General features: G+C 40.2%; 21 protein-coding genes. 5 read left to right on the forward strand and 16 right to left on the reverse strand.

Going from position 1 to position 24,704, the window contains the following annotated elements; genetic code table 11:
* Nucleotides 1-12: 12 nt before the first annotated feature.
* The 3 genes from H4J61_RS08055 to H4J61_RS08065 all read right to left on the reverse strand — a co-directional run bounded on the left by H4J61_RS08055 (nucleotide 13) and on the right by H4J61_RS08065 (nucleotide 3,300).
* Nucleotides 13-1,716 carry a SulP family inorganic anion transporter gene (locus tag H4J61_RS08055; RefSeq protein ID WP_182184661.1) on the reverse strand — a complete coding sequence of 568 codons (1,704 nt, stop codon included), beginning with the start codon at nucleotides 1,714-1,716 and terminating at the stop codon, nucleotides 13-15.
* A 232-nt stretch (nucleotides 1,717-1,948) separates the two neighbouring features.
* Nucleotides 1,949-2,485: a hypothetical protein gene (locus tag H4J61_RS08060; protein WP_182184662.1), complete on the reverse strand. Its 537-nt coding sequence runs from the start codon at nucleotides 2,483-2,485 to the stop codon at nucleotides 1,949-1,951.
* A gap of 119 nt (nucleotides 2,486-2,604) precedes the next feature.
* A complete protein-coding gene (locus tag H4J61_RS08065; protein ID WP_182184663.1) occupies nucleotides 2,605-3,300 on the reverse strand; it encodes a HupE/UreJ family protein in 696 nt (231 codons plus the stop codon).
* A 220-nt stretch (nucleotides 3,301-3,520) separates the two neighbouring features.
* On the opposite strand from H4J61_RS08065, the gene H4J61_RS08070 reads away from it, so the two are divergent.
* From H4J61_RS08070 to H4J61_RS08080, 3 genes are all read left to right on the forward strand, one after another.
* A complete protein-coding gene (locus H4J61_RS08070) occupies nucleotides 3,521-4,267 on the forward strand; it encodes an ABC transporter permease (protein ID WP_259363198.1) in 747 nt (248 codons plus the stop codon).
* A gap of 174 nt (nucleotides 4,268-4,441) precedes the next feature.
* Nucleotides 4,442-4,837, forward strand: a complete 396-nt coding sequence (locus H4J61_RS08075) for an antitoxin Xre-like helix-turn-helix domain-containing protein (RefSeq protein ID WP_182136743.1) — start codon at nucleotides 4,442-4,444, stop codon at nucleotides 4,835-4,837.
* A 76-nt stretch (nucleotides 4,838-4,913) separates the two neighbouring features.
* On the forward strand, nucleotides 4,914-5,531 hold the full coding sequence (locus tag H4J61_RS08080; protein ID WP_259363199.1) for an RES family NAD+ phosphorylase: 618 nt from the start codon (nucleotides 4,914-4,916) through the stop codon (nucleotides 5,529-5,531).
* A gap of 187 nt (nucleotides 5,532-5,718) precedes the next feature.
* Here the strand turns inward: H4J61_RS08080 and H4J61_RS08085 are convergent, their stop codons facing one another.
* The gene (locus H4J61_RS08085; protein ID WP_182136745.1) at nucleotides 5,719-7,515 is read right to left on the reverse strand and encodes an acyl-CoA dehydrogenase C-terminal domain-containing protein; all 1,797 of its coding nucleotides are present in this window, start codon (nucleotides 7,513-7,515) and stop codon (nucleotides 5,719-5,721) included.
* A gap of 606 nt (nucleotides 7,516-8,121) precedes the next feature.
* On the opposite strand from H4J61_RS08085, the gene H4J61_RS08090 reads away from it, so the two are divergent.
* Both H4J61_RS08090 and H4J61_RS08095 read left to right on the forward strand, forming a co-directional pair.
* Nucleotides 8,122-8,784 carry a nitroreductase family protein gene (locus H4J61_RS08090; RefSeq protein WP_182184665.1) on the forward strand — a complete coding sequence of 221 codons (663 nt, stop codon included), beginning with the start codon at nucleotides 8,122-8,124 and terminating at the stop codon, nucleotides 8,782-8,784.
* 293 nt (nucleotides 8,785-9,077) lie between these two features.
* The gene (locus H4J61_RS08095; RefSeq protein WP_182136747.1) at nucleotides 9,078-9,770 is read left to right on the forward strand and encodes a crotonase/enoyl-CoA hydratase family protein; all 693 of its coding nucleotides are present in this window, start codon (nucleotides 9,078-9,080) and stop codon (nucleotides 9,768-9,770) included.
* 923 nt (nucleotides 9,771-10,693) lie between these two features.
* Here the strand turns inward: H4J61_RS08095 and H4J61_RS08100 are convergent.
* The 12 genes from H4J61_RS08100 to H4J61_RS08155 form a co-directional block, all read right to left on the reverse strand.
* Nucleotides 10,694-11,866: a VWA domain-containing protein gene (locus tag H4J61_RS08100; RefSeq protein ID WP_182136748.1), complete on the reverse strand. Its 1,173-nt coding sequence runs from the start codon at nucleotides 11,864-11,866 to the stop codon at nucleotides 10,694-10,696.
* Between the two features lie 2 nt (nucleotides 11,867-11,868).
* Nucleotides 11,869-12,705 carry a MoxR family ATPase gene (locus H4J61_RS08105; protein ID WP_182184666.1) on the reverse strand — a complete coding sequence of 279 codons (837 nt, stop codon included), beginning with the start codon at nucleotides 12,703-12,705 and terminating at the stop codon, nucleotides 11,869-11,871.
* A gap of 349 nt (nucleotides 12,706-13,054) precedes the next feature.
* Complete coding sequence (locus H4J61_RS08110; RefSeq protein ID WP_259363202.1) at nucleotides 13,055-13,720, reverse strand: hypothetical protein; 666 nt, start codon at nucleotides 13,718-13,720, stop codon at nucleotides 13,055-13,057.
* A gap of 149 nt (nucleotides 13,721-13,869) precedes the next feature.
* On the reverse strand, nucleotides 13,870-14,868 hold the full coding sequence (locus H4J61_RS08115) for an NADP-dependent oxidoreductase (RefSeq protein ID WP_182184667.1): 999 nt from the start codon (nucleotides 14,866-14,868) through the stop codon (nucleotides 13,870-13,872).
* A gap of 125 nt (nucleotides 14,869-14,993) precedes the next feature.
* Nucleotides 14,994-16,652 (reverse strand): AMP-binding protein, encoded by a 1,659-nt coding sequence (locus H4J61_RS08120; RefSeq protein ID WP_182184668.1) that lies wholly within the window; start codon nucleotides 16,650-16,652, stop codon nucleotides 14,994-14,996.
* A gap of 152 nt (nucleotides 16,653-16,804) precedes the next feature.
* The gene (locus tag H4J61_RS08125) at nucleotides 16,805-17,986 is read right to left on the reverse strand and encodes an acetyl-CoA C-acyltransferase (protein WP_182184669.1); all 1,182 of its coding nucleotides are present in this window, start codon (nucleotides 17,984-17,986) and stop codon (nucleotides 16,805-16,807) included.
* A 64-nt stretch (nucleotides 17,987-18,050) separates the two neighbouring features.
* Nucleotides 18,051-18,980 carry an SDR family NAD(P)-dependent oxidoreductase gene (locus tag H4J61_RS08130; protein ID WP_182184670.1) on the reverse strand — a complete coding sequence of 310 codons (930 nt, stop codon included), beginning with the start codon at nucleotides 18,978-18,980 and terminating at the stop codon, nucleotides 18,051-18,053.
* A gap of 65 nt (nucleotides 18,981-19,045) precedes the next feature.
* Nucleotides 19,046-19,507 (reverse strand): MaoC family dehydratase, encoded by a 462-nt coding sequence (locus H4J61_RS08135; protein WP_182184671.1) that lies wholly within the window; start codon nucleotides 19,505-19,507, stop codon nucleotides 19,046-19,048.
* Nucleotides 19,508-19,584: 77 nt separating this feature from the next.
* Nucleotides 19,585-21,390 (reverse strand): acyl-CoA dehydrogenase, encoded by a 1,806-nt coding sequence (locus tag H4J61_RS08140; RefSeq protein WP_182184672.1) that lies wholly within the window; start codon nucleotides 21,388-21,390, stop codon nucleotides 19,585-19,587.
* Nucleotides 21,391-21,462: 72 nt separating this feature from the next.
* Nucleotides 21,463-22,224: an SDR family NAD(P)-dependent oxidoreductase gene (locus tag H4J61_RS08145; RefSeq protein ID WP_182136756.1), complete on the reverse strand. Its 762-nt coding sequence runs from the start codon at nucleotides 22,222-22,224 to the stop codon at nucleotides 21,463-21,465.
* 105 nt (nucleotides 22,225-22,329) lie between these two features.
* Nucleotides 22,330-23,406, reverse strand: a complete 1,077-nt coding sequence (locus H4J61_RS08150) for a phosphotransferase family protein (RefSeq protein WP_182184673.1) — start codon at nucleotides 23,404-23,406, stop codon at nucleotides 22,330-22,332.
* Between the two features lie 37 nt (nucleotides 23,407-23,443).
* Nucleotides 23,444-24,667 (reverse strand): acyl-CoA dehydrogenase family protein, encoded by a 1,224-nt coding sequence (locus H4J61_RS08155; RefSeq protein WP_182184674.1) that lies wholly within the window; start codon nucleotides 24,665-24,667, stop codon nucleotides 23,444-23,446.
* Nucleotides 24,668-24,704: the final 37 nt, after the last annotated feature.

Consider the following 24,704-nt stretch of genomic DNA (forward strand, 5'->3'; position numbering starts at 1 on the left):
CGCATAAAGACCTTACCTTTGCGCCTCTTCATCGGCAATTTGTTTACTTTTATTTATTCTCAACGCTAAATACAAGTCAGAATGAACATAAATGCCCTCGCTACCTGATTTAATATCTGCGTTTTTAAACCATGCCAGTAGTTGGCGTTTTCTACCGGCAAGTTCAAGGCGTACCCCGCGCTTTTTAAAGATAGTATTCAAATCTGCCAGCATGGCCATAACACTTAAATCTAAATGGGTGAAGCACGGAACCGCGTCAATAATGACACACTCAATACCATCTTTTTGTCGGGCATATTGCTCTAATAACCTACGTTTAAAAAAACTAGAATTAAAGTAGGTTAACGGTGAATTAAAACGATAGATGAAAACACCGTCTATCGCTTTGGCTTTATCGCTGGTATCTAAACTTCGCACCACACCATTGATATCAACACCAAGTATATTGTCTGTAGGACGCATTACGGTACGAATAAATTGAAATAAACCCAGTAATACCGCCAGTGTAATACCAGGAATAACACCAATAAACAGCACCGCAAATAATGTGATTAAGGTTAAGTAAAATGCTTGCCGGTCTTTTAATCTTAATCGCCATACCGCTTTTAAATCTAAAAGATGTATTGACGCAATGATCAATACAACACCCAATGCAGCGCTAGGAATAAACTCAAGTGGCGCCGTTAAAAAAATCGCAATAATGGCAATAATAATCGCCGCTATAATAGAGACTAATTGTGTTTTACCGCCATTGGCATCATTCACTGCCGTGCGAGAGTCTGCGCCGCTTACTGCGAAGCCTTGTGATAAAGCAGACGCAAAATTTGCCATGCCCAAGGCCATAAACTCTTTATCTGGGTCAATATCGTAGCTATTTTTTTCAGCAAAACTGCGTGCGGTTAGCATCATACTCACAAAGCTGACTATCGCTAGGTTAAGTGCTGGCATAACTAGCCCACGAATAATACCAAGATCAAAATCAGGTGCTTTAAATAAGGGTAAACCACCCTCAACAATGCCAATGGTTTTTATCTCAAACTGTTCTAAATTAAAAAACCATACTAACGTAGCTGCAAAAGCGATGGCGAACATAGAAGCGGGAAAAGTGGGTTTTAAGCGTTTGATAAGAAAATAAATGCTGACAGTAAATAAGGCCATTAATAGCGTTGGCACATGCGCTTGCGAGAGATATTCAGGTACACCCCCTAAACGCTCAACCAGGTGCCTTTCGTCAAATGTAAAACCAAAAACTTTAGAAAACTGACCCACAATAATGGTAATGGCGACACCATTTAATAGTCCCATCAAAATAGGTTTGGATAAAAAGTCCGCCAATACGCCAAGCTTAAAACGACTGGCAATTATGCACCAAAAACCTGTCATCGCCGTCATGGTGATCACTAATTGCCAATGCTTAACAATGTCACCTGCGGCTAAAGGCGTTACCACGGCGGCGATAACCGCACAGGTCGCGGCATCAGGGCCAACAATCAATTGCTTGGAGGTGCCAAATAGCGCATATATGATCATGGGTAAAACACAGGAATATAAGCCAACAACTGCATTAACACCGGTTAACTGTGCATAAGCGATAGCAACCGGTAAAGCAACGGCTGCAACCGACAATGCCGCTTTTGCATCATCAGCGAGCCATTTACGCTGATAATTGAACAAAACGTTCAAGCCAGGCATAAAGTTATATAAACGTGAAAGCAAAGTCGTTTCCTTACTGACAAAGTGAGTGTCTAAATAATAGAGTGCCTAAATAATAGAGTGATAAGACACTTAATATAGCGAATATAGGGTCTAGACACTCCTGACTGCTTTAAAAATCTCATTAAGGAATGAAGACAAAAACAAACGTATAAAGCATTGAAACCTAGATAAAAAACTTGTCAATAAATCAGTTCATAAAGCCACTAACAACCAATTTTTATCACGAAATCCCTTAGCCTTTAATCGTATAATAACCCTTAATTGATAACGAAACTGTTACCGGTTGTTGTGTGGTGTTTTTCCAATACCAACCGTGAGAGCCTTTAAAGGGTGTCGTTAGTGAACCTTGCATATTGTTTGTGGTGGCAATTGAAAAGCTTTCAAAATATCCCGTTGTATCCCCTGCTGGCTCACCGTGAAAATCAAAATAAAGTGCTGTAACACCTGATGTCCACTCGTACTCCACATGAGCATATTTATCCATATATAATTTATATTCTAAGCCTTTGCCTGCAGGGATAATAATCTCAACGTTATCAGTTCGTAATAAATCATTTTGTTTACCTCGCTCAACTATCAAGGTTGGCGACTTTTCTGACGCTTCGGCTATTGCCGTTAGCCCTAATGCTTTGCCACTACCCGTTGGGTCAATATTATATTCTGCTGGTAAAATGCAGGTGATCAGTAGCGTTATGGCCACTAGAAGCGCAATAGCAGTGGCTTTAACTAAAGTTGTCGTGCTATGTACAGGTATATTAAATTTATGCATGTTATATCCTAAATATCTTTTTATTTGTTTTATTTGTTTTATTGATTTACTTGATACGCTAACAACTCGCTAAAATAGGCCTAAGTTGATGGTACTTTAATCAGCGTAAATCACTCACGCTAACTGATAAAATAGCCAGTGAGTTGTAAACCTATCAGCATAAATCCGGCGCTTATTAGGCCGGTATTGGTCAATGTTGCAAAGCTTAAATAGCTACTATGTTTGCGCCAAAAACTTAATATTATTAATACCATGGCAAGTGCTAAAAGCTGACCTATTTCGACCCCCAGATTGAATGAAATAATATTGCTCACTAAGCCATTACTGGGTAACTGAAATTCTTGTATTTTAGTGGCTAAACCAAAACCATGAAATAAACCAAATACTGTGACAGCAATTTTAGTGTTGGGTTGGTAGTTAAATAGCCGTTGAAAGCCGCCTAAGTTATCAAAACCTTTATAGACCACAGATAACCCGATAATGGCATCGATAATATAGGGATTAATTTCAATCTGGCTAAATACGCCATAGAGCAAAGTTAAACTATGTCCTAGCGTGAATAAGCTGACATAAAGCAACACGTCTTTGCTGCGAAACAAAAAGAACACCACACCAACCAGAAATAATAAATGGTCATAACCTGTTAGCATGTGTTTTGCGCCAATATAAATAAACGGGAATATTGCGCTCCCTTCATTAGCCTCTAAAAACTGTTTTGTAACATCGTCTACGCCGTGAGCCAACAGTGAAAATGACGAAAAAAGTCCTGTCGTTATTAAGAGTAAAAGTATAAAGTTTTTACGGGTGTCATTCACTGAGTATTCCTTATTACTAGAGCTTGTTACTAGCGTTTTTATTAAATATTTTATCGCCGTGTTATACACTAAATTTGTATCTAAAGGTAATATACTAAATAATAGTTTCACCTTTATAAATAATTTGATCAACCCATAAGCGAATTTTCCTAATAGCGCGCTTTTAACGCCTGTTACTGTTGACAAAACGCTTATGCAAACCTTAGGTTAACTACTGTTAATGCCCATGAATGATACCCTGCAAATGATCAGCTTAGTTGATCTATCTATTGCTTTTATCCCTGTTGTTATTGCGCTGGCTTTTTTATATTTATGGTCACTCAATGTAAAACAAGCGAGCTATGCCCTTTCACGTATGCTCGTACAGCTATTATTTATTGGCTACGCACTAAGCTACATTTTTTATTCCGACAATCTTTGGTTAATCACCTCAATTTTATTAGCTATGGTCAGTATTTCTTGCTGGATTGCCTTACGCACATTACCTGCATATCGATTAGTGCTGTTTAAACAAGGTTTTATTGCCATATTATGTGGCGGTGGTTTTACTTTATTGGTGATCAGCCAAGGCGCATTGTCTTTAAGCCCATGGTATCAAGCACAAGTTATTATTCCACTGGCAGGTATGATATTCGCCACCGCGATGAACAGCATTAGTTTGTCTGCAGAACGAATATTTTCAGAACTGGACAATAACACCCCCTATCCAATAGCACGTAAGCAGGCACTTAATGCGGCGACAATACCCGTCATTAATTCATTATTCGCTGTGGGTTTAGTCTCATTACCCGGCATGATGACAGGGCAAATTCTGTCAGGGATTTCTCCTTTGATTGCCGTAAGATATCAAATTATTGTCATGTGTATGATTTTCGCCGCCGCCATACTTTCTGCGGTAATATTTTTACTCTTATCAGAAAATACCCTTAAAGAAATTATCAAAAAAAAGCACAGCACCCAAGCATAACTAGCTTGCTAATTACCTTATCATTTAAAAAACCGAATCATTTGAGGCTAATTATTGATAAAAGTACCATTTGAAACTACACTTATATTGGCAATAATAAGGTTGGTACTAATAAGGTTAGTAATAATCAGATTAGCGACTTTTATGGCACATTGATTTTATCAGGAGATCTATATGAAGGCTGCAAATAAGCAAAATCAAGCACCGAAAATTAACAGCGCCGTGGCCTTTAAACTCGGTAGTAATATATTAGAGAAATGGCAATGCAGTGCCAGCGACAAGCAAGCTATTTTAGGGTTGAGCAAAAGTAGCTATTATCGTTTTAACCATAATGAAAGCGCTAGCCTTTCTAACGACCAATTAGAGCGTATTAGTTACATTGCTAATATTCATCAAGCATTAAAAATGGTTTTTTCTAATCCTGACAATGTTTATGGCTTTATGGCGATGAAAAATGATAATCCTTACTTTAATGGTCATTCGCCACTGTCGCTGATCTCAAGTGGAAATTTTGGCACCTTATACGAAGTTTTCAAGCGGATAGACGCCATGCGTAACGGGCAGTGGTAAGATGAAGGCCAACACTAAAAAAGTAAAGTTGCTGAACAAAATTGCCTTTAGGTTAGTAAACTCAAAATTTCCTCCTATGACACTTTTTGATGATGTGGTCAGTCAAGAAGACTTTGCAACGGTTTACGCTATTCAAGCGCTAACCAACCCAAGAATATTAAATGAGCTTGGCGACTTATCACTACTATCAAGTAATGAAATTCCTTTTGGCATTGATGGTGTAAATTATGTAACCGCACCTTTTACCCATATTAATCCTGAAGGCTCACGCTTTAGCAATGGTGACTTTGGTGTGCTTTATCTTGCCGACACGATTGATACCGCCATTAAAGAAACCCTTTACCATCAAGACAAGTACTTTCAAAACCTGCAGGGTTTACATTATGACACTGTGGATATGCGTTGTTTAAAAGTAACCTTTAGTGCAAGTGTTGTTGATTTATTTCAAGTTAAAGGTATTTATGAACCAGAGGATTACTCGCTACCAAGGCGGCTTGGCGCAGAGCTTAAAAAGAATGCTCAGCAAGGTTTTCAATATTACTCGGTAAGAAATAAAGGTGCCACCTGTTGGGGATTATTCTCACCTATTCATGTCACTAGCGCTATTCAAACTAAACACTTTGAGTTTATTTTTGACGGAAAATCAATGTCGAAGGTTAGAGAGTTAGTTCATCAGCCACTGCACTTAAGCTAGCTTATTTTTAATGCCGGGTATGAGTTGATAGCCATGCGCACTGAAGATTAACACCTGATATAAGATAAAAATGGTTATGTATTGCTATTAAACAAGACATAACCATGAATGACTTAGCGAAAAAAGAGGCTTTCAACGCTAAGTGTTTCTGCTATATTTTTTAGTAAAACATTACTATTTCAAGCAATTAAAAAGCGAAGTCTTCACTCGCTAATGCCATCATTGAATCAACACCACCTTCAATACAAGCGGCGTGCCCTTTTGCACGTGGCAGTATGCGTTTAAAGTAAAAATTTGCTGTTTTAATTTTTGCTTGGTAAAACGCTTTATCTTCATCGCTATTTTTTAATTTATCTTCAGCCACTGCAGCCATTCTTGCCCAGAAATAGGCTAAAGTAACATAGCCTGCAAACATCAAATAGTCGACTGATGCGCCGCCAATTTCATCTGCGTTGCTCATGGCTTTTTTACCTACGTCAGCGGTTAATTCTTGCCATTGCTGAGAATAAGCCCCTAGTGCTTGAATATGCTCTGCCATTTCTGGATTACCTGCATGCTGTTGGCAGAATGCGCCAATATCAGTCATGAAAGGTTTTAAAATGGCGCCTTTACTGCCTAAAATTTTACGCGCAAGTAAATCTAAGGCTTGAATACCGGTAGTGCCTTCATATATGCAACTTATTTTAGTATCGCGCACTAATTGTTCCATGCCCCATTCTTTGATAAAGCCGTGACCACCTAATATTTGTATACCATGACTGGTACACTCAAAGCCTAATTCACTCAACAATGCTTTAGCTATCGGCGTTAACAAGGCAAGTCTTGTTTCAGCGTCTGCTACTTTGGCTGCATCTTTTTCGGCATGTGTTACATCAACTAACTGTGACAAATAACCCAATAACGCTCGGCCACCTTCAGCAATAGATTTTTGCGTTAACAACATTCTACGCACATCTGGATGCACAATAATCGGGTCTGCCGGACCATTTGGGTTTTTAACACCGCTAATAGAGCGCATTTGCAAACGGTCTTTAGCATAAGCTAATGCCCCTTGAAAAGACGCTTCTGTTGCTGCCGTACCTTCAAGTGCCACACCCAAGCGCGCTGCGTTCATAAAGGTAAACATACAGTTTAAACCGCGGTTAACTTCACCAATTAAATAGCCTTTGGCATTATCAAAATTAATCACACAAGTAGCGTTAGCGTTGATACCCATTTTGTGTTCAATAGAACCACAACTTACCGCGTTTTTGTCGGCTATTGTGCCATCATCGTTAATGTTGAATTTTGGTACGATGAAAAGAGAAATACCTTTACTACCTTCAGGCGAACCTGGAATACGGGCAATAACAATATGCACAATGTTGTCAGACAAATCATGCTCACCCGCTGAAATAAATATTTTTGAGCCGGTTAATGAATAGCTACCATCGTCTGTTAATTCTGCTTTGGTGCGCAACATGCCTAAATCGGTACCACAATGCGCTTCAGTTAAACACATAGTGCCGGTCCAGCTGCCTTCAACTAGCTTTGGCATAAATTGTTGCTTTTGTTTATCAGTACCATGCGCTTCAATGGTAGCCATTGCACCATGACTTAAACCAGGATACATAGCAAAACTATGATTCGCTGCTGACATCATTTCGCTGATCGCGCCATTCAATGAATGTGGCAAGCCTTGACCGCCAAACTCTACACTTTGAGATAATGTGGGCCAACCACCGTCGACATACTGTTTATAAGCATCTTTAAAGCCATCTGGTGTAGTTACTACGCCATCGGTCCATGTACAACCTTGTTGATCACCTATTTGATTAATGGGTGCAATAACCTGCTCAGTAAATTTGGCAGCTTCGCTAAGAATAGCATCAACCATATCTTCACTGGCATCAGTATAACCAAGTTCTTGGTAATGTTTGTTGCAGTCTAACAACTCTTGCATAACAAACTTTATATCTCTAATCGGGGCTTTATACTCAGGCATTTATTTATTCTCCAGTTATTATTAGATACAGTCTTTTTTTAATAGAAATTAACTTTACTACCGTTGAAAATAGCACAGTGGTAGTACCAGTACGAGCAATTAAGTTTTTTAGATTACTTTTAAATAAAATAACCATGAAAAAGCGTGTCACACTTAATTTCTGTAACCTTAACCTCGAACAATCAAGAGTATTCTGGCCATCATGGCTAGTAGTCTTATAATTTTATGTTAATCACAAGACAGTTATAAAACAAATGACTATTTTTTATTACCTACTATTATGTTTTCGTATACAAGAAGTCATCAAACACATCAATAATTTGACTAGTGTCAAGATAGCTTGTAACTTAGTTAACTATCGTTAAGTTTAGTGCCGTTTGTATCTCATATATCATCACTACTATATGTTTTTATAATACCGTCTTATTAAAACTATTCATTGGTATTATAAAAACATCGGCTTTAGCATAAGTAACACTAAAAGCATGATTTTATGCTGTAAGTTATTATTAAGCTTAGATTCAAATTAAACTAGCTTCACATTAAACTTAGCTTCAAGCAGTAAATTAATCATCCGCTATTTTAAATCATTATAAAGGACCTGTTATGTCAGTGATTGCCCTGTTAGAAAAACGCTATTCTACCCGTGCTTATTTGGATAAACCCATACCACAACCATTACTTGAATCCATTTTTACACAAGCACAACAAGCGCCTTCAAACTGTAATGTGCAACCTTGGCAAACCTGTGTAGTGTCGGGTGAGAAGAAAGAGCAGTTAAAAAACGCTCTGATCTCAACCGTCATGAAAGGTGCTGCACCCAATCCTGATTTTAACTGGCTACCTAAATATGAAGGCGTTCATCGCGATCGACAATTTGGTTCAGCGAATGCACTGTATAGTGCTATTGGCGTGACCCGAGAAGATAAGCAAGGCAGACAGCGTGCGATGATACGAAACTGGAGCTTTTTTGATGCTCCTCATGTTGCTTTTTTTACCATGGATAAATATTTAGATATTATGGGAGCCGTTGATCTGGGTATTTATGCCCAAACGCTTTCATTAATACTCGCAGAGCATGGGTTGTCATCTTGTATGCAAGGCGCACTGGGCCAATTCCCCGACCCCATAAAAGCAGCACTTAACTTACCAGAACAGCGTGGCATTTTATTTGGTATGTCATTTGGTTATGCTGATGAAAGCGCTGCCGTGAATAACACCCGAACTGAGCGTGAAGATATGGCCAATGCGGTGACCTTTTTTAAATAATATTAAAAAGCAGAGCAACATTTAATCGCTATATTGCTGAGAAAATATAACCCTATTTTTTAATCTGTTTAAAATTTTTAAGCAAACGCACAGTTTTTGCTGGCGATTGTTTCAGTGCCGCTGATACTATAATGGCAATTATATTAGCAATGGCTGAAAATCTTGGGTTATGAGCAAATCGCACCATAACCCAAGCTTATCTTGTTAACATTAGCAAAGGCAGCCGACCGAAAAGTAACAAGTTTTGCTTGGTAAGGCCATTTCATTCAAATTAAATAACTTTAGGAAGAACCGTGGAATTAATCGATTTAGACATTAATGAAAAAATTGCAACAATCACTTTAAAAAATGGCAAAGTTAACGCTATTTCTCACCAAGTGATAGCCGAAATAAATGACGCTTTAGATCAAGCTGAATCCGCAGGTGCTGTGGTTATTTTAACCGCTCAACCCGGTATATTCTCTGCTGGATTTGACTTAAAAACCATGAAAGAAAGTTCAGAGTCAGCAGTGGCCTTAGTTACCGCGGGTTCTACTTTGTCTCGTCGTATGTTGTCATTTCCTTTGCCAATTATCGGTGCATGTTCTGGTCATGCTATTGCTAAGGGGGCATTTTTATTACTGAGTTGTGATTATCGTATCGGCAGTTTAGGTAAATTTAAAATCGGCTTAAACGAAGTCACCATTGGTATGACTATGCACCAAGCCGGCATTGAAATAGCCCGCAATCGCATACCCACTAACTATTTAACCCGCTCGGTGATTAATGCAGAATTATTCTCGCCAGAAACAGCAGTTTTAGCTGGGTTTTTAGACACCTTAGTAGAACCAGAACAGTTAATGGCAACAGCGAAGGCAGCTGCCACTCATATGCTGACCTTGAATATGGATGCGCATCACGGTACTAAGTTAAAAACAAGAAAAGATATTTTAGCGACGTTAGATGCGGCAATTGCACTTGATGCAGCTATGGTTATCGCTTTATAGACGTTCTTTAAAGTCGGTTGATATACCTGCCTATGCACTTAAATCAGAACGTTAGTTTAAGTGCATAATAATCATCTGTAGTAAGGCCCTATACAGAAACCATCTAGCTGTAAACGTAGGATGGACTTCAGTCCATCAGTTTAAATGAAAGTTAACTGCTTTTAGTATTAAGACTCATTAAAAAAAACAAGACTAACTGCCGATTTTTTTTGGCCAATAGCATTAATCACCCGCTTAACAGTGACGGACTAAAGTCCGCCCTACAAAACAGTCGTCTAAATCCACATTGTCACCCATATGCCCTATGTAGGATGGACTTCAGTCCATCAAGTTAAATGAAATTTAACTGCTTTTAGTATTAAGACTAATAAAGAAAAATAATACCGGCTGCCTAGGTTTTTTGGCCGATACCATTAATCACTCGCTTAGCGGTTGACGGACTAAAGTCCGCCCTACAAAAAACCACCTAAATCTATATCGTCACCCGTAGGCCCTATGTAGGATGGACTTCAGTCCATCAAGTTAAATGAAATTTAACTGCTTTTGGCCTTGAGACTGATAAAAAAATAATACCTGCTGCCAATGTTTATTGGCACATAGCATTAATCACCCGCTTAGCGGTTGACGGACTAAAGTCCGCCCTACAAAAAACCACCTAAATCTATATCGTCACCCGTAGGCTCTATGTAGGATGGACTTCAGTCCATCAGGTTAAATGAAATTTAACTGCTTTTGGCATTAAGACTAATTAAGAAAAATAATACCGGCTGCCTAGGTTTTTTGGCCAATACCATTAATCACTCGCTTAACGGTTGACGGACTAAAGTCCGACCTACAAAAAATCTACCAAGCTAGATTATCACCCGTAGCTTCTCTGTAGGCCCGATATAAATTGGACTTTTTATTTATACTTACATGAGTCTTTAGCTTACTTCTTTAATAGCACGACCAATACCATCAACCGTTAGTGGAAACATTTTGTCGTCAATTAACCCTTTGATAATTGAAATTGACTGATGATAATCCCATTGATTTTCTGGTTGTGGGTTTAACCATGCCACCTTATTAAAATGCCCCAAAATTCGTTGCATATAATCAATGCCGGCTTTTTTATTCCAATGTTCAACACTGCCACCTGGGGCTATTATTTCATAAGGCCCCATGGTAGCGTCACCGACAAAAAGTACCTTATAATCACTGCCAAACGTTCTTATTATCTCTTCTAGATCAACGGTGTTAGTACGACGACGGCTGTTGTCTTTCCATAAACTTTCGTAAACACAATTATGAAAATAGAAAAACTCAAGGTGTTTAAACTCAGTATGCGCCGCTGAGAATAGCTCCTCACAGGTATGAATGTATTCATCCATAGAGCCGCCAATATCAAAAAACATCAATACTTTTACCGAATTATGACGCTCAGGCTCCATATGCACGTCGAGTAAGCCACCATTTTTTGCAGTAGAACGTATGGTGGTATTAATATCAAGCTTTTCACTAGCGCCAGTACGAGCAAATTTTCTCAGTTTTTTAAGCGCAAGTTTGATATTGCGCGTACCGAGTTCTTTATCTTGGTCAAAGTTTCTAAACTCTCGCTTATCCCACACTTTTACCGCTCGGTTATTACGATTACCGTCTTGACCCACACGAATACCTTCTGGGTGATAACCATAGGCGCCAAACGGTGATTTACCGCCGGTACCAACCCATTTGTTACCACCTTCGTGTCGTTTCTCTTGCTCTGCAAGGCGCTCTTTTAAGGTTTTCATTAATTCGTCAAGACCACCCAAGGCCTTTAACTTGTCTTTCTCTTCTTGGCTGAGTTGGCTTTCAAACTTTTTTCTTAGCCATTCATCCGGTACAACTTTGTCGAAAATATCGATCTTTTGCACACCGTCAAAATATTCAGCGAATGCACCATCAAACTTGTCATAATGGATCTCGTCTTTAACCATCACGATTTTAGCTAAATGATAAAAGGCTTCAACATCGGCAAAAACTACGCCTTTTTTTAGTAATGCAATAAGATCTAAGAGCTCGCGCAAACTCACCGGTACTTTGTGCTTTCTAAGGGTTAAAAATAAATCTATAAACACGTTTATTGCCTGTTTCTGCGACTAATAAAAGCGAGCTTTTCGAGTAATGACACATCTTGCTCATTTTTAAGTAAAGCGCCAAATAAAGGAATGATGTCTGACTTTTTATTGATCAATACATCTTGAGCAACATCGTCGGCCACTAGCAGTTTTAACCAGTCAATTAACTCAGACGTTGACGGTTTTTTCTTAATACCTTGCACGTCTCTTAGATCAAAAAACACCTCTAAAGTATGCGCTAACAGGTCTTGTTTTACATGCGGGTGATGTACGGCAATAATTTGTTCCATCTCTACTTTAGTTGGAAATTTAATGTAATGAAAGAAGCAGCGGCGCAAAAATGCATCGGGTAGCTCTTTTTCATTATTGGAGGTAATAATAATAATTGGTCGTTGTTTTGCTTTGATCACCTGTTGAGTTTCATAAACAAAAAACTCCATTTTATCAAGTTCTTGCAATAAATCATTGGGGAATTCTATATCAGCTTTGTCTATTTCATCAATTAATAATATCGGTCGTTTTTCTTCTTCAAACGCCTGCCAAAGCTTACCTTTAATAATATAATTTGAAATATCATTAACCCGTTCATCACCTAATTGGCTATCTCGTAAACGCGACACGGCGTCATATTCATACAAGCCCTGCTGTGCCTTAGTGGTCGATTTAATATGCCATTGGTATAATTTACAATTAAGTGACTTTGCTAATTCTTCTGCTAACTGGGTTTTACCCGTACCCGGCTCGCCTTTGATTAATAGTGGTTTTTCTAAGGTAATTGCTGCGTTTACCGCTAAGCGAAGTTCGTCTGATGCAATATAATTTTCTGTACTGTTAAACATGGTGTTACCTATAAAGATGATGCCCTGTAATGTTAGGCGTCATTAAAAATTGATGGATTAATATAACTATCTGACTCAATAATTACTCAGACCGGAAAAGGGTCTGGCGTGTCTGCTGATTGCTTTTATATTCACAAAACGCTTAAGGCTAATAATATCGTCTTAAGCTAAATAAGAGCAAACACTCAGTGAGTTTATTTTTAGTATCCTCCTACATGGCTTCACAAATATTGCAGTTACGATAATGGCTTTTAATTTCACTCATAAATATTGCCTAACTTAATAATGAGAAAATCGGTTAGTACTGCTTGAACACCGATCTACTCACTTTAGTTTCCTTAGATTTAGGTTAAAACTTTTCTTCAAACCATTTTTTAGTTAAACCTATTGTCACCATGCTTTTAAGTTTAAAAAGTGCCATCCAATCACCGTCTTCAGGTACTTCCTTGCCGCAACGTGGGTCTGAACGCTGCAGTGCTCCCGTCATTTTATGGTCGATTGGAATTGGCTCACAACCATGACCTGATTCACAGATAAAGTCCCAAGGGTCACGAGCCGGTACATGACAAGCAAAACAGTTGCCGTCAAAACGGTTTACCACATCAACAAAGCCACGTTTGGCGATTGTAGAGCCATTTTCATTAACTTCAAGTTCAAAAAACTCCCAGTCGCCAGTCGCTGGAGATGTTCCTGACTCTCGCTTAACCATCACTTCTGTAGGCACCAGTTGTACTACTGAGCCTGGAGGATAGATTGCGCCTTCTGGAGTGTTTGCCGCGGCTAAGGTACTTTTTATGTCACCTAAAAGGTTATCGACATAAAAGTGCCTTACGGGTGTCATTTCTCTTATACAACTGAAACTTGTTTCATCGACCTTAACAGCCTTTGTATCTAAAACGCTTCTAGCAACCACTGCTTCAGCCTTTACTGCGCTTGCTTGTGGCGTTTCTGCTTTAACAGATAACGCTGTCAAAGCAGCGAGTATCACTAAGCTACGGCTCAAATTAATCAACAATTTTTGCTACCTTCTCATTTCCATATAAATTTAACGCTATAGACTAGCAACATCCTTATTTGACTATAGCGTATTTTTTCTGCGCGAACATTATCTGAAAAAAGGTTATAAACCCATGTTTTATCTACAGATAATATTCGTTTGACGGATTAAATCTTAACGATTAACTTGCCTTTATTTTTACCCGTGAAGAATAAGTTTAAGCCTGTGATTGCCGACTCAAGCCCTTCTAAAACGTGCGCACGATGTTTGATTTTCCCTTGCATCACGTAAGGGGTCAGCTTGGTTAATAAGGCTGGAATTTCACCAAAATGATCTGGCATGGTAAAACCTTGTATCGTTAGACGTTTTTTTATGATCGGGATCCAATTTGGCGCTAAGTCAGGGTTTTGTTTTGGATAATCGGCAATTAAGCCACAAACGACAATACGACCATGCGCATTCATTCTTTCAAAGACATGGTGCTGTATTGGGCCACCCGTATTTTCAAAGTAAACGTCAACACCACTTGGGGTAAGTTCGGCTAATTTTTCAGCTAAATTATCTGTTTTATAATTAATAGCACCGTCAAAGCCTAATTCGTTAACAATCCAATCAGCTTTTTCATCACTACCAACCACGCCAATAACTCTAAGGCCATCCGCTTTCGCTAACTGCCCGACAATTGAACCAACCGAGCCTGCCGCACCAGAAACAACCAGGGTTTCACCACTTTTTGGCTTACCTATGCTGTACAAACCTTGTGTGGCGGTTAAGCCCGGTAAAGCAAATACCGATAAAATCGCTTCATCTGGCAGTGGCGCAGCAACTTTATTCAAGCCTGCACCGTCACTTAAGTGATATTCTTTCCAGCCCATCATGCCCATAACACGGTCGCCAACTTTAAAGTCAGCATGTTGACTTTCGACGACTTCGCCAATGCCTGAACTGCGCATCACATCGCCTAATGCCACCGGCGGAATATAACTTTCGGTGTCAGCACTCATCCAACCAAACATGGCTGGGTCAAGCGACATATGGTTTTGTTTTACTAAAAACTGCCCTTCTCCAACGGTTGGCATGGCGACTTGCACAACCTCAAATAGTTCTGGGCCAATGGGGCCAGTACCTGGACGAGCGATTAAATTAATTGCGGTATAAGTAGTCATTATATTTCTCCTAGTTATCTGCTTTACTGAATATACAGAGCCAGATTAATAAAGCCTGATAAACAGATAAAGCAGTGGTTAATTTTTATTAAGCCGATAGTGGCAAATAATGTTGATTTAACGGTTTAGCTGCGTAATTCTTTTCGCAGCACTTTGCCGACATTGCTCTTGGGTAATTCATCGATAAATTCTACAAACTTAGGACGTTTATAATTGGTTAGCATTTCATGACAGTGATCAAAAATGTCTTGTTCGGTTAAGTTAGGATCTTTTTTAACAATGAACACTTTTACTGCTTCACCGCTAGCATCGTTTTTAACACCAATGGCTGCCGCTTCAAGTACCCCTTGGTGCATCACGAGAACTTCTTCTATTTCATTGGGGAAAACGTTAAAACCAGAGACAATAATCATGTCTTTTTTACGATCGACAATCTTAAAAAAGCCATTCTCGTCCATGGTGGCGATATCACCTGTTGCTAACCAACCGTCTTTTAATACTTCATCAGTGGCGGCTTGACGATTAAAATAACCTTTCATCACTTGTGGGCCTTTTACCCACATTTCGCCCGGCTGTCCTAACGCAACATCCATACCATCATCATCGACTAAACGAATATCTGTTGAAGAAACAGGAATGCCGATAGAGCCATTGTAGTTTTCTTGGTTATAGGGGCTCATCGTCACTAAGGGGGCGCACTCAGTTAAGCCGTAACCTTCTAATAAACGTGTGCCAGTGACCTTTTCCCAAAGTTCTGCGACGGGACGTTGCACAGACATACCACCCCCAAAACCAAGTTTTAGTGGACTAAAGTCAAGTTTGTCAAAACCTGGGGTATGTAACAAACCATTAAATAAAGTGTTTACACCGGTTATGACGGTAAAAGGGTATTTAGCTAATTCTTTAACAAAACCGGCCATATCTCTAGGATTAGTAATTAATAGATTAGTGCCACCAAAGGGGATAAAACACAGACAGTTAGAGGTTAAGGCATAAACATGATAAAGCGGTAACGCGGTAACCATAATTTCTTTGCCAACCTCGTAAACATTTTTAGTCGCCGCATTAGATTGCTCAAGGTTAGCAACCATATTACGGTGGGTTAACATCGCGCCTTTTGAAGGTCCGGTTGTGCCGCCAGTATATTGTAAGAAAGCTAAATCAGTACCCACCACCTCAACCGGCGTAAAATTAAGCGCCGCGCCTTTTGCCATTGCCCGATTAAATTTTACTGCTTGAGGTAAATGGTACGCGGGTACTTGTTTCTTAACATACTTTAGTACGCCATTAATGATAGCGCCTTTAATTTTATTCAACCTGTCACCGACACCGGTAATAATAACCTGCTCTACGTCCGTTTTATCAATAACGGCGGCAAGTACATGAGCAAAGTTTTCGAGAATAAGAATGCCTTTTGCGCCCGAGTCTTTTAATTGGTGTTGTAATTCACGCGCGGTATAAAGCGGATTGACATTAACCACAGTCAGTCCAGCAATCAATGCGCCAAATAATGCGATAGGATATTGCAGGGTATTTGGGATCATAATGGCAAATTTATCACCTTTAACTAATCCTAAATCTTGTTGCAAATAAGCAGCAAAGTCGTTAGCTTGTTGTGCAAGTTCTTGATAAGAAATGCTGGCACCCATATTAATAAATGCGGTATTGTTTTGATAAAGTTTGGTGTATTTTAAAAACAAATCTGCCAAAGAGTTATATTTGTCTGGATCTATTTCAAATGCTAGACCCTTTGGGTAACTTTTTTCAAGCCAAATTCTTTCCATTTTATTCTCTCCCCAATTATTAATTTTTTAAGTGACCTTGTTAAGCCACCGTATTAAGTGACCTTAAATCAGCAACACTTACTATCTGATATTTAAAAAGTGGCATTTAATAAGTGATGTTATTATTATTTTTGCTACATTGCCTTTAATGTTTAAAGTACTTCAAATAAACCTGCTGCACCTTGACCACCACCAATACACATGCTGATCACCACATATTTTACACCGCGTCGTTTACCTTCAATTAACCCATGCATAACCATACGCGTGCCGCTCATGCCGTATGGATGACCAATTGAAATAGCACCGCCATTTACATTCAGACGATCTTCTGGAATACCCAGCTGTTGAGCACAATATAAAACTTGTACGGCAAAGGCTTCGTTAATTTCCCATAAACCAATATCGTCCATAGTTAACTTATTACGCGCTAGTAATTTTGGTATCGCATAAATGGGACCAATACCCATTTCATCCGGTTCACAACCCGCAACGGCCATGCCGCGATAAACGCCTAATGGCTTAAGTCCGCGCTGCTCGGCTAATTCACGCTCCATTAATACCACAGCGGCTGCACCGTCAGATAACTGTGACGCATTGCCACCGGTAATTGAACCATGTTCTTTTACTGCTTTCAACGCCGATAAACCTGCCATATGAGTTGATGGACGGTTGCCTTCATCTTGCGTTAAGGTCACTTCTACTTTACTGATAGCACCGGTTGCTTTGTCCATCACTAATTTTGTTGCTGTAACTGGTACAATTTCATCATCAAACTTATTTGCGGCTTGTGCCGCTGCCGTGCGTTGTTGAGATTTAAGTGCATAAGCATCTTGTGCTGCTCTTGATATATCATAACGATTAGCTACCACTTCTGCAGTATCTAGCATAGGCATATATATCGCTGGGCGATAGGATTTTACACTGGGATCAACCACGCGATGCATATTCATTTTATCGTTTTGCACTAAACTAATGGAGTCACAACCACCGGCAACCATCACTTGTGCGCCATCGCAAACAATATGATTTGCCGCGGTTGCTATCGACATTAAACCTGATGAACATTGTCTATCAATTGTCATACCCGCAACAGAAACAGGTAACTCGGCCGCCATAGCCACTTGACGAGCAAAGTTCATCCCTTGATTACCTTGTGTCAACGCAGCACCAAAAATACAATCTTCAATTTCATTTACATCAATTCCTGCCCGTTCTACTGCAGATTTTACCGCCACAGCGGCCAATGTTGGTGCTGATAAGTCATTAAATGCGCCACGATACGCCTTGCCAATTGGCGTACGAGCTACTGATACAATAACGGCTTCTCTCATGATACATCCCTATTAAGTCTTTGATAGTTAATCGATAGTTTTTCATCCAAATAGTTACGCGTGACTATTTTTTTGCTTTTTGTTGTGATTTCATAAAAGCCATGGCTTTTAAAACAAACTTTTCACCTTGTTTGGCACCTGACGCTAATGTCGTTTGGCCTGTTTGATTAGTTAACTCGGGCCATTGTTCACGTACAGTTTCAGGATTTTGGTTTTGCTCGGCAATAAAACAACCCTGGGTTTCAACGATACTGGCACTTGAATAGCCGCCTGCGCCAGCACATAAAATAAAGCGATTAGGGGCATCGTCATCACACAGTGTTAACAGACCGGCTGTTACCGCTTCAGGTGCAAAAGCTTGGACAATTTCTGCCGGCATTAAATCTTCCGTCATACGTGTGCCTGCAGTTGGCGCTAGGGCATTGACGCGAATATTATTTTTTGCGCCTTCAAGTACTAAAGTATTCATTAAACCTAACACCGCCATTTTTGCCGCGCCGTAATTTGCTTGACCGAAATTACCGTACATACCGCTTGAAGAGGTGGTCATTACGATACGGCCATAGTTTTGTTCGCGCATGATGTCCCAAACCGCTTTAGTGCAATTAACTGAGCCCATAACATGAACATCCATCACTAGTTTAAAGTCATCTAAGCTCATTTTAGCAAAAGATTTATCACGTAAAATACCGGCATTATTAATCAAGATATCAACATGACCCCATTTTTCCATAGCTTGGTTCACCATGTCTTGTACTTCATCAAAATTGGCAACGTTAGCACCGTGACTGATAGCTTCACCGCCATTTTCTGTAATTAAACGCACTACTTCTTCAGAGGCTTGTGACGATGCACCGCTACCATCGCGCGCACCACCTAAGTCATTAACCAGCACTTTTGCACCACGTGCTGCAAGTGCTAAGGCGTGTGAACGGCCTAAACCATTACCCGCGCCCGTAACAATAGCGACCTTACCTTCAAAACTTATTGGCATAATACTTCCTTAACATGCTTTAATTGGTTGTTTATTAATAGTTCACATTGAGACAATAGATAAGCTTATTTCACCATTTGCACTGAAAGCCATTCCGCCACTAATGCCGGTGTGTCACAACCTTCAATTTCAACCGTCACTTGTGTCGATAAACGATATTGCCCTGGTTTTTTCTCTTCAATCGCTAGCGTTTTAGCATGTGCTCTAACCCGACTATTTACCTTAACCGGTTGCAAGAACCTGACTTTATCAAAACCCGCGTTTAAGCCCATATAGAAACCCTCAATAATGACGCTGAAGTCTTCCGCAAAATGAGAAAGCATTGATAAAGATAAAAAGCCATGGGCTATGGTTGAGCCAAATGGCGTTGCTTTTGCCTTTTCTTCATCAATATGGATAAATTGATGATCTAGGGTGCAATCCGCAAATTGATTAATTTGCGCCTGCGTTATTTGGTGCCAAGGGGTTGGCTCAGCCTCAAAACCAATGTAATTGGCTAATTGATCTTTTGTTATTATGGTTGGCATAGTAAATTTCCTTTTAAGCGCATGATTATTAAGACCCTGGTTATTTAAGTACAGAGTTATTTAAGGCTCGTTAAGCTTTAAAACCAGTCTACTTTCATGTCATAGGTTGTACTGTCTGAATTTGCTAAAATACTCGACCATAGCGCTATTTTTGGTAACTCAAAACGATAAAAATACTGTAATGCTTTTAGCTTTCCGTGATAAAAGTCCTCATCGCTTTGATGCGGTTGTTTACTCAGTGCTTCGCTGGCCACTATGCCTTGCTTTAACCATAACCAGGCGACAATAACGTGACCAAAAAATTCAAGGTACTTTACTGAGTTAGCTAAAGCCAAATCGATATTGCCGGTCGACATTGCACCTAATACCACTTGAGTTGTTTGTTTTAAGGTCTCAACAGCAGCACTGAGTTGGCTAGAAAATTCAGCTAAATTTTTATAGGGTTTTGCTTGTTCAATGGTTCTATAAATTTCGGCTATAGTTGCTGTGTAGCCGGCCATTTTATTCATCGGTACTTTACGGGTTAATAAATCTAATGACTGAATTCCTGTGGTGCCTTCATGAATAGCATTTAAGCGATTGTCACGATAAAACAATTCAACAGGATGCTCGTTAATATAACCATGTCCACCCAAGACTTGAATAGCTAAGTCGTTAGCTTTAGTACCATATTCTGACGGCCAGGTTTTTATAATTGGCGTTAAAAAGTCTAATAACTCTTGTGCATCTTGTCGTGCTTCAATTGTGGGGGCCGTTTTTTCGTCATCGCTCAGTTGTGAGCCATAAAGCACCAGTGCAAGTGCGCCTTCAGCATAGGCCTTTTGTGCGAGTAACATACGGCGAACATCGGCGTGTTCAATAATATTAACCATGGGAGAAAGTGGATCTTTGCATGATGGCAAGCGCCCTTGTGGACGGTTTTTTGCGTAATCAAGCGAATATTGATAACCGGCAACCGCGAGTGTTGCAGCGCTAGTACCCACCATAATACGTGCCTCATTCATCATATGAAACATGTACTTAAGCCCTTGATTCTCTTCACCCACTAAGTAGCCCACTGAGCCATTTTTTTCACCAAAGCTTAAGGCTGTTGAGGTGTGAGCGCGACCACCCATTTTGTGAAACAAACCCGCTAGCGCCACCTCATTATCCTCACCCAAAGTGCCGTCATGGTTCACTAAAAATTTTGGCACGACAAATAATGAAATACCTTTAATACCTTTCACTGCGCCTTTTACTCGCGCAAGTACTAGATGGACAATATTTTCACTTAAGTCATGATCGCCACCAGAAATATAGATTTTATTACCGCTAATGCGATAAGTATCATCTGCTGACTTAACCGCTTTGGTGATTAAATCGCCAAGTCCTGAGCCGCTGCCTGGCTCGGTCATCGCCATGGTGCCCATGAATCGTCCTGAGCGCATGGGTTTAACCCATTTTTCAATCAGGGCTTTGCTACCATGGGCTTGCAGTAAATTTGCGTTAGCCGTGGTCAACATGTTGTAACCTAAGCCAACACCACCTGCGGCGGTTAGATAGGTGTTAGCCGCGCTTGCAATAATGGGCGGTAATTGCATGCCATTTGAGGAAAAATCTGCACTAGCTGAAGAAATACCCGAGGCTATTACGGCTTCAATAGCCGGTTTTAACTCAGGGATAAGGCTGACGTTTTTACCGTCAAAAGTAGGTTGATGGGTATCAAGTTTTTGTCGAATAGGTAAGAAGTGTTTCTCAGCTATGGCTTTAGCCGTATTAATGACCTCATTAAAAGTCTGACGGTCATGGTCTTGATAGCGTTCTCGTTTTATCAGTGATTCACTATCAAAAAGCTCATAAAGCATAAATTCAAGATCACGTTCATTCATTAATGTTGCAGACATAAAATTATCTTCTCATCTTTTTACTTAGTTCAATAACAGCGAGTTAGTGCAAGTGACTACATGGTTATTAACTTATTGCGCTGAAACACCGCCATCTATGGCGATACATTGCCCTGTCATGTAAGTATTCGCTGGAGATAACATCATCAGCATCATGGCAACAATTTCTTTAGGTTCGCCTAAGCGATTCATTGGGGCGCCTCTAGCCATTTTCTGTTGTTGTTCTTGGTCAGCAAAATTAGTCACCATAGGCGTTAAGGTAAAAAAGGGACAAATGGCATTGATACGAATATTGTCACGACCATATTCAACCGCACCAGACTTGGTTAAACCAATCACCGCATGTTTAGCCATCGCATAAGCACTACCTCTGGCGGCACCACTTAGGCCAGCCATAGAACTGACATTGAGAATGCTACCTTCACCTTGTTGCAACATTTGTTGTATTTGATGGCGCATGCCAAATTGAACACCTTTAACATTAATGGCAAATTGACTGTCCATTATGGCTTCGTCTATCTCATGTAGTGGCATAAATTCGTGCGCAACACCGGCGTTATTAACCCCTATATCAACACGGCCAAAGTGTTTAATCGCGGTGTCGACCATGGCTTTACAGTCATCATTTTTTGAAACATCACAAGCCAGTGCAATAACCTCAGCGCCAGTTGATGCAATATCTTCAGCAACTTTTAACACACCAGACTCGTTAATATCACTGATCACTAACTTGGCACCACGCTTAGCCAACTCTTGTGCTAACAGCTGTCCAAAGCCTTGCGCTGCGCCGGTAATAACAGCTACTTTTCCTGTAAAATCTAATAGTGCATCCATGGTATTTCCCTTACATTACAAATATTGTTGATGAATTTTTGTTATAACGCGCCGTTATCACTCAATTTACATGGCGATATTTTTCTTCAAAACTTACCTTTGGCATTACTTATCTGCTATTTTTTCGTCTGTTTTTTCGGCTGCCTGTTCGCCTTCCTGCTCGATAATACTTAAAGCCATTTGCGCTAAAGGTTCAACAAAGGCCCCCACTTTATTGGCCTGTTTATTTGATGCGTTGCCCTCTGATGCACGTTTTGCCACGCCTTGCACTATTGCCGCTAATCTAAAAAAGCTAAATGCTAGGTAAAAGGTCCAATTATCGATACGGTCAATGCCCATGCGTTGACAGTAACTTGCAACATATTCTGCTTCTGTGGGTATGCCTAAACTCACCCTATCAACACCTTGCAGGCCATCGATAGCGCCCATCCCTTGTGGCATACGCAGCTGCATACATTGATAAGCTAAATCAGAAAAAGGATGTCCTAACGTCGATAATTCCCAATCCAACACAGCCATGACTTCAGGCTTGTCTTTGGCAAACATCATATTGTCTAGGCGAAAGTCACCATGTACTAAGCAAACTCGGCCATCATCTTCAGGCAGGTGTTTTTCAAGCCAAAGTATCAGCTGGTCCATAGCCGAAATTTTCTCTAATTCTGTTGTGCGATATTGCGAAGACCAACGACCAAATTGTCGTTCAAAGTAGTTACCTGCTTTGCCATAATCACCTAAACCCACTAGGTCAATATCAACGCTGTGCAGAGCGACTAAGGTTTTATTCATCGCATCATATAGTTGGCTGCGATAAGCATTGGTTGAAATTTCAGCTAATGACGGACTCCAGTAAACGCTACCATCACAAAACTCCATCAAGTAAAACATAGCGCCAATAATACCGGTGTCGCGACAAAGGTGATAAACCTGAGCAACAGGTACGTCAGTACCTTTAAGAGCATCAAGCACTTCAAACTCTCGATCAACGGCGTGGGCAGATTTTAACAATTTTCCCGGTGGTTGGCTGCGCAATACATACAAACCCGATTCAGCCGTTACTTTAAAAGTAGGATTTGACTGCCCACCGGTAAACTTGCTTAATGTGATAGGGCCAATAAAACCTGCGACATGAGACTCAAGGTATTGAGTTAATTTTTCTACATCAAAAGCAAAGCTTGCTGTCATCTGTTTATCTCTTTTATTGGTTTAACCTGCTCAATGTTTACAGCAATTGACCTGAAGTTGTCTTTTTCACTAAATCGCGGCCAAGTTGCATCATGTGTACTTGATCTGGGCCATCCGCTAAACGCAAGGTTCTTTGGCCAGCAAAGGCATGGGCCAAAAAGGTATCTTGGCTGACACCAACGGCGCCATGGCATTGAATAGCACGGTCAAGTACATCAAGTGCCATACTCGGCGCGACGATTTTAATCATAGCGATAATATCTTTAGCGGCTTTATTGCCGTCAGTGTCCATTTTTTGCGCCGCTTTTAAGGTCATCAAGCGTGCTTGTTCAATCTGACAAGCAGAAATAGCTATGTCTTCACGCACGGATTGCTGTTTGATCATGGGGCGACCAAAAACAATACGCTCGTTAACCCGATGACACATTAAATCCAGCGCACGTTGTGCTACGCCAATAGAGCGCATGCAATGATGAATACGGCCTGGGCCTAAACGACCTTGGGCAATTTCAAAACCTTTGCCTTCACCCACAATAATGTTTTCAACCGGTACGCGGACATTGTCAAAGGTGATTTCAGCATGCCCTTCGGGAGCGTCGTTATAACCGAACACTTGCATTGGACGTACCATAGTTACGCCCGGTGTTTTCATCGGCACTAGCACTTGAGATTGCTGAATATAGCGGTTGCTATTGTCAGGATCAGTTTTGCCCATCACGATCATAATTTCACATTGTTTGCGACAGGCGCCACTGATATAAAATTTGCGACCATTGATAACATATTCATCACCTTCACGTTCTATGCGAAGTGCTATGTTGGTCGCATCACTTGAGGCAACTTCTGGCTCGGTCATGGCAAATGCTGAACGAATTTTGCCTTCAAGTAACGGCTCTAACCATTGTTTTTTCTGAGCTTCATTACCATATTTAGCCAATACTTCCATATTGCCAGTATCAGGTGCCGCGCAATTAAACACTTCTGGCGCCCACATCACTTTGCCCATAATTTCGGCAAGGGGAGCGTATTCTAAGTTAGTTAGCCCGGCACTATATTTACCGTAACTTACCGGTAAAAATAAATTCCATAAGCCTTGCGCTTTCGCCTTGGCTTTAAGTGCTTCCATTAAGGGCGGGGTTGACCATTGATCCTGAGCTACTTGTTCATGCATTTGTGCTTCAACAGGATAAACATGGCTGTCCATAAATGTGCTGACACGTGCCATTAATTCTTTAACTTTGTCGCTGTATTCAAAATCCATGGGTGATCCTTATTATTTTTTAGTATCTGGCTGTTAT

The organism is Colwellia sp. MB3u-4 (assembly GCF_014077065.1).
Classification (GTDB): domain Bacteria; phylum Pseudomonadota; class Gammaproteobacteria; order Enterobacterales; family Alteromonadaceae; genus Cognaticolwellia.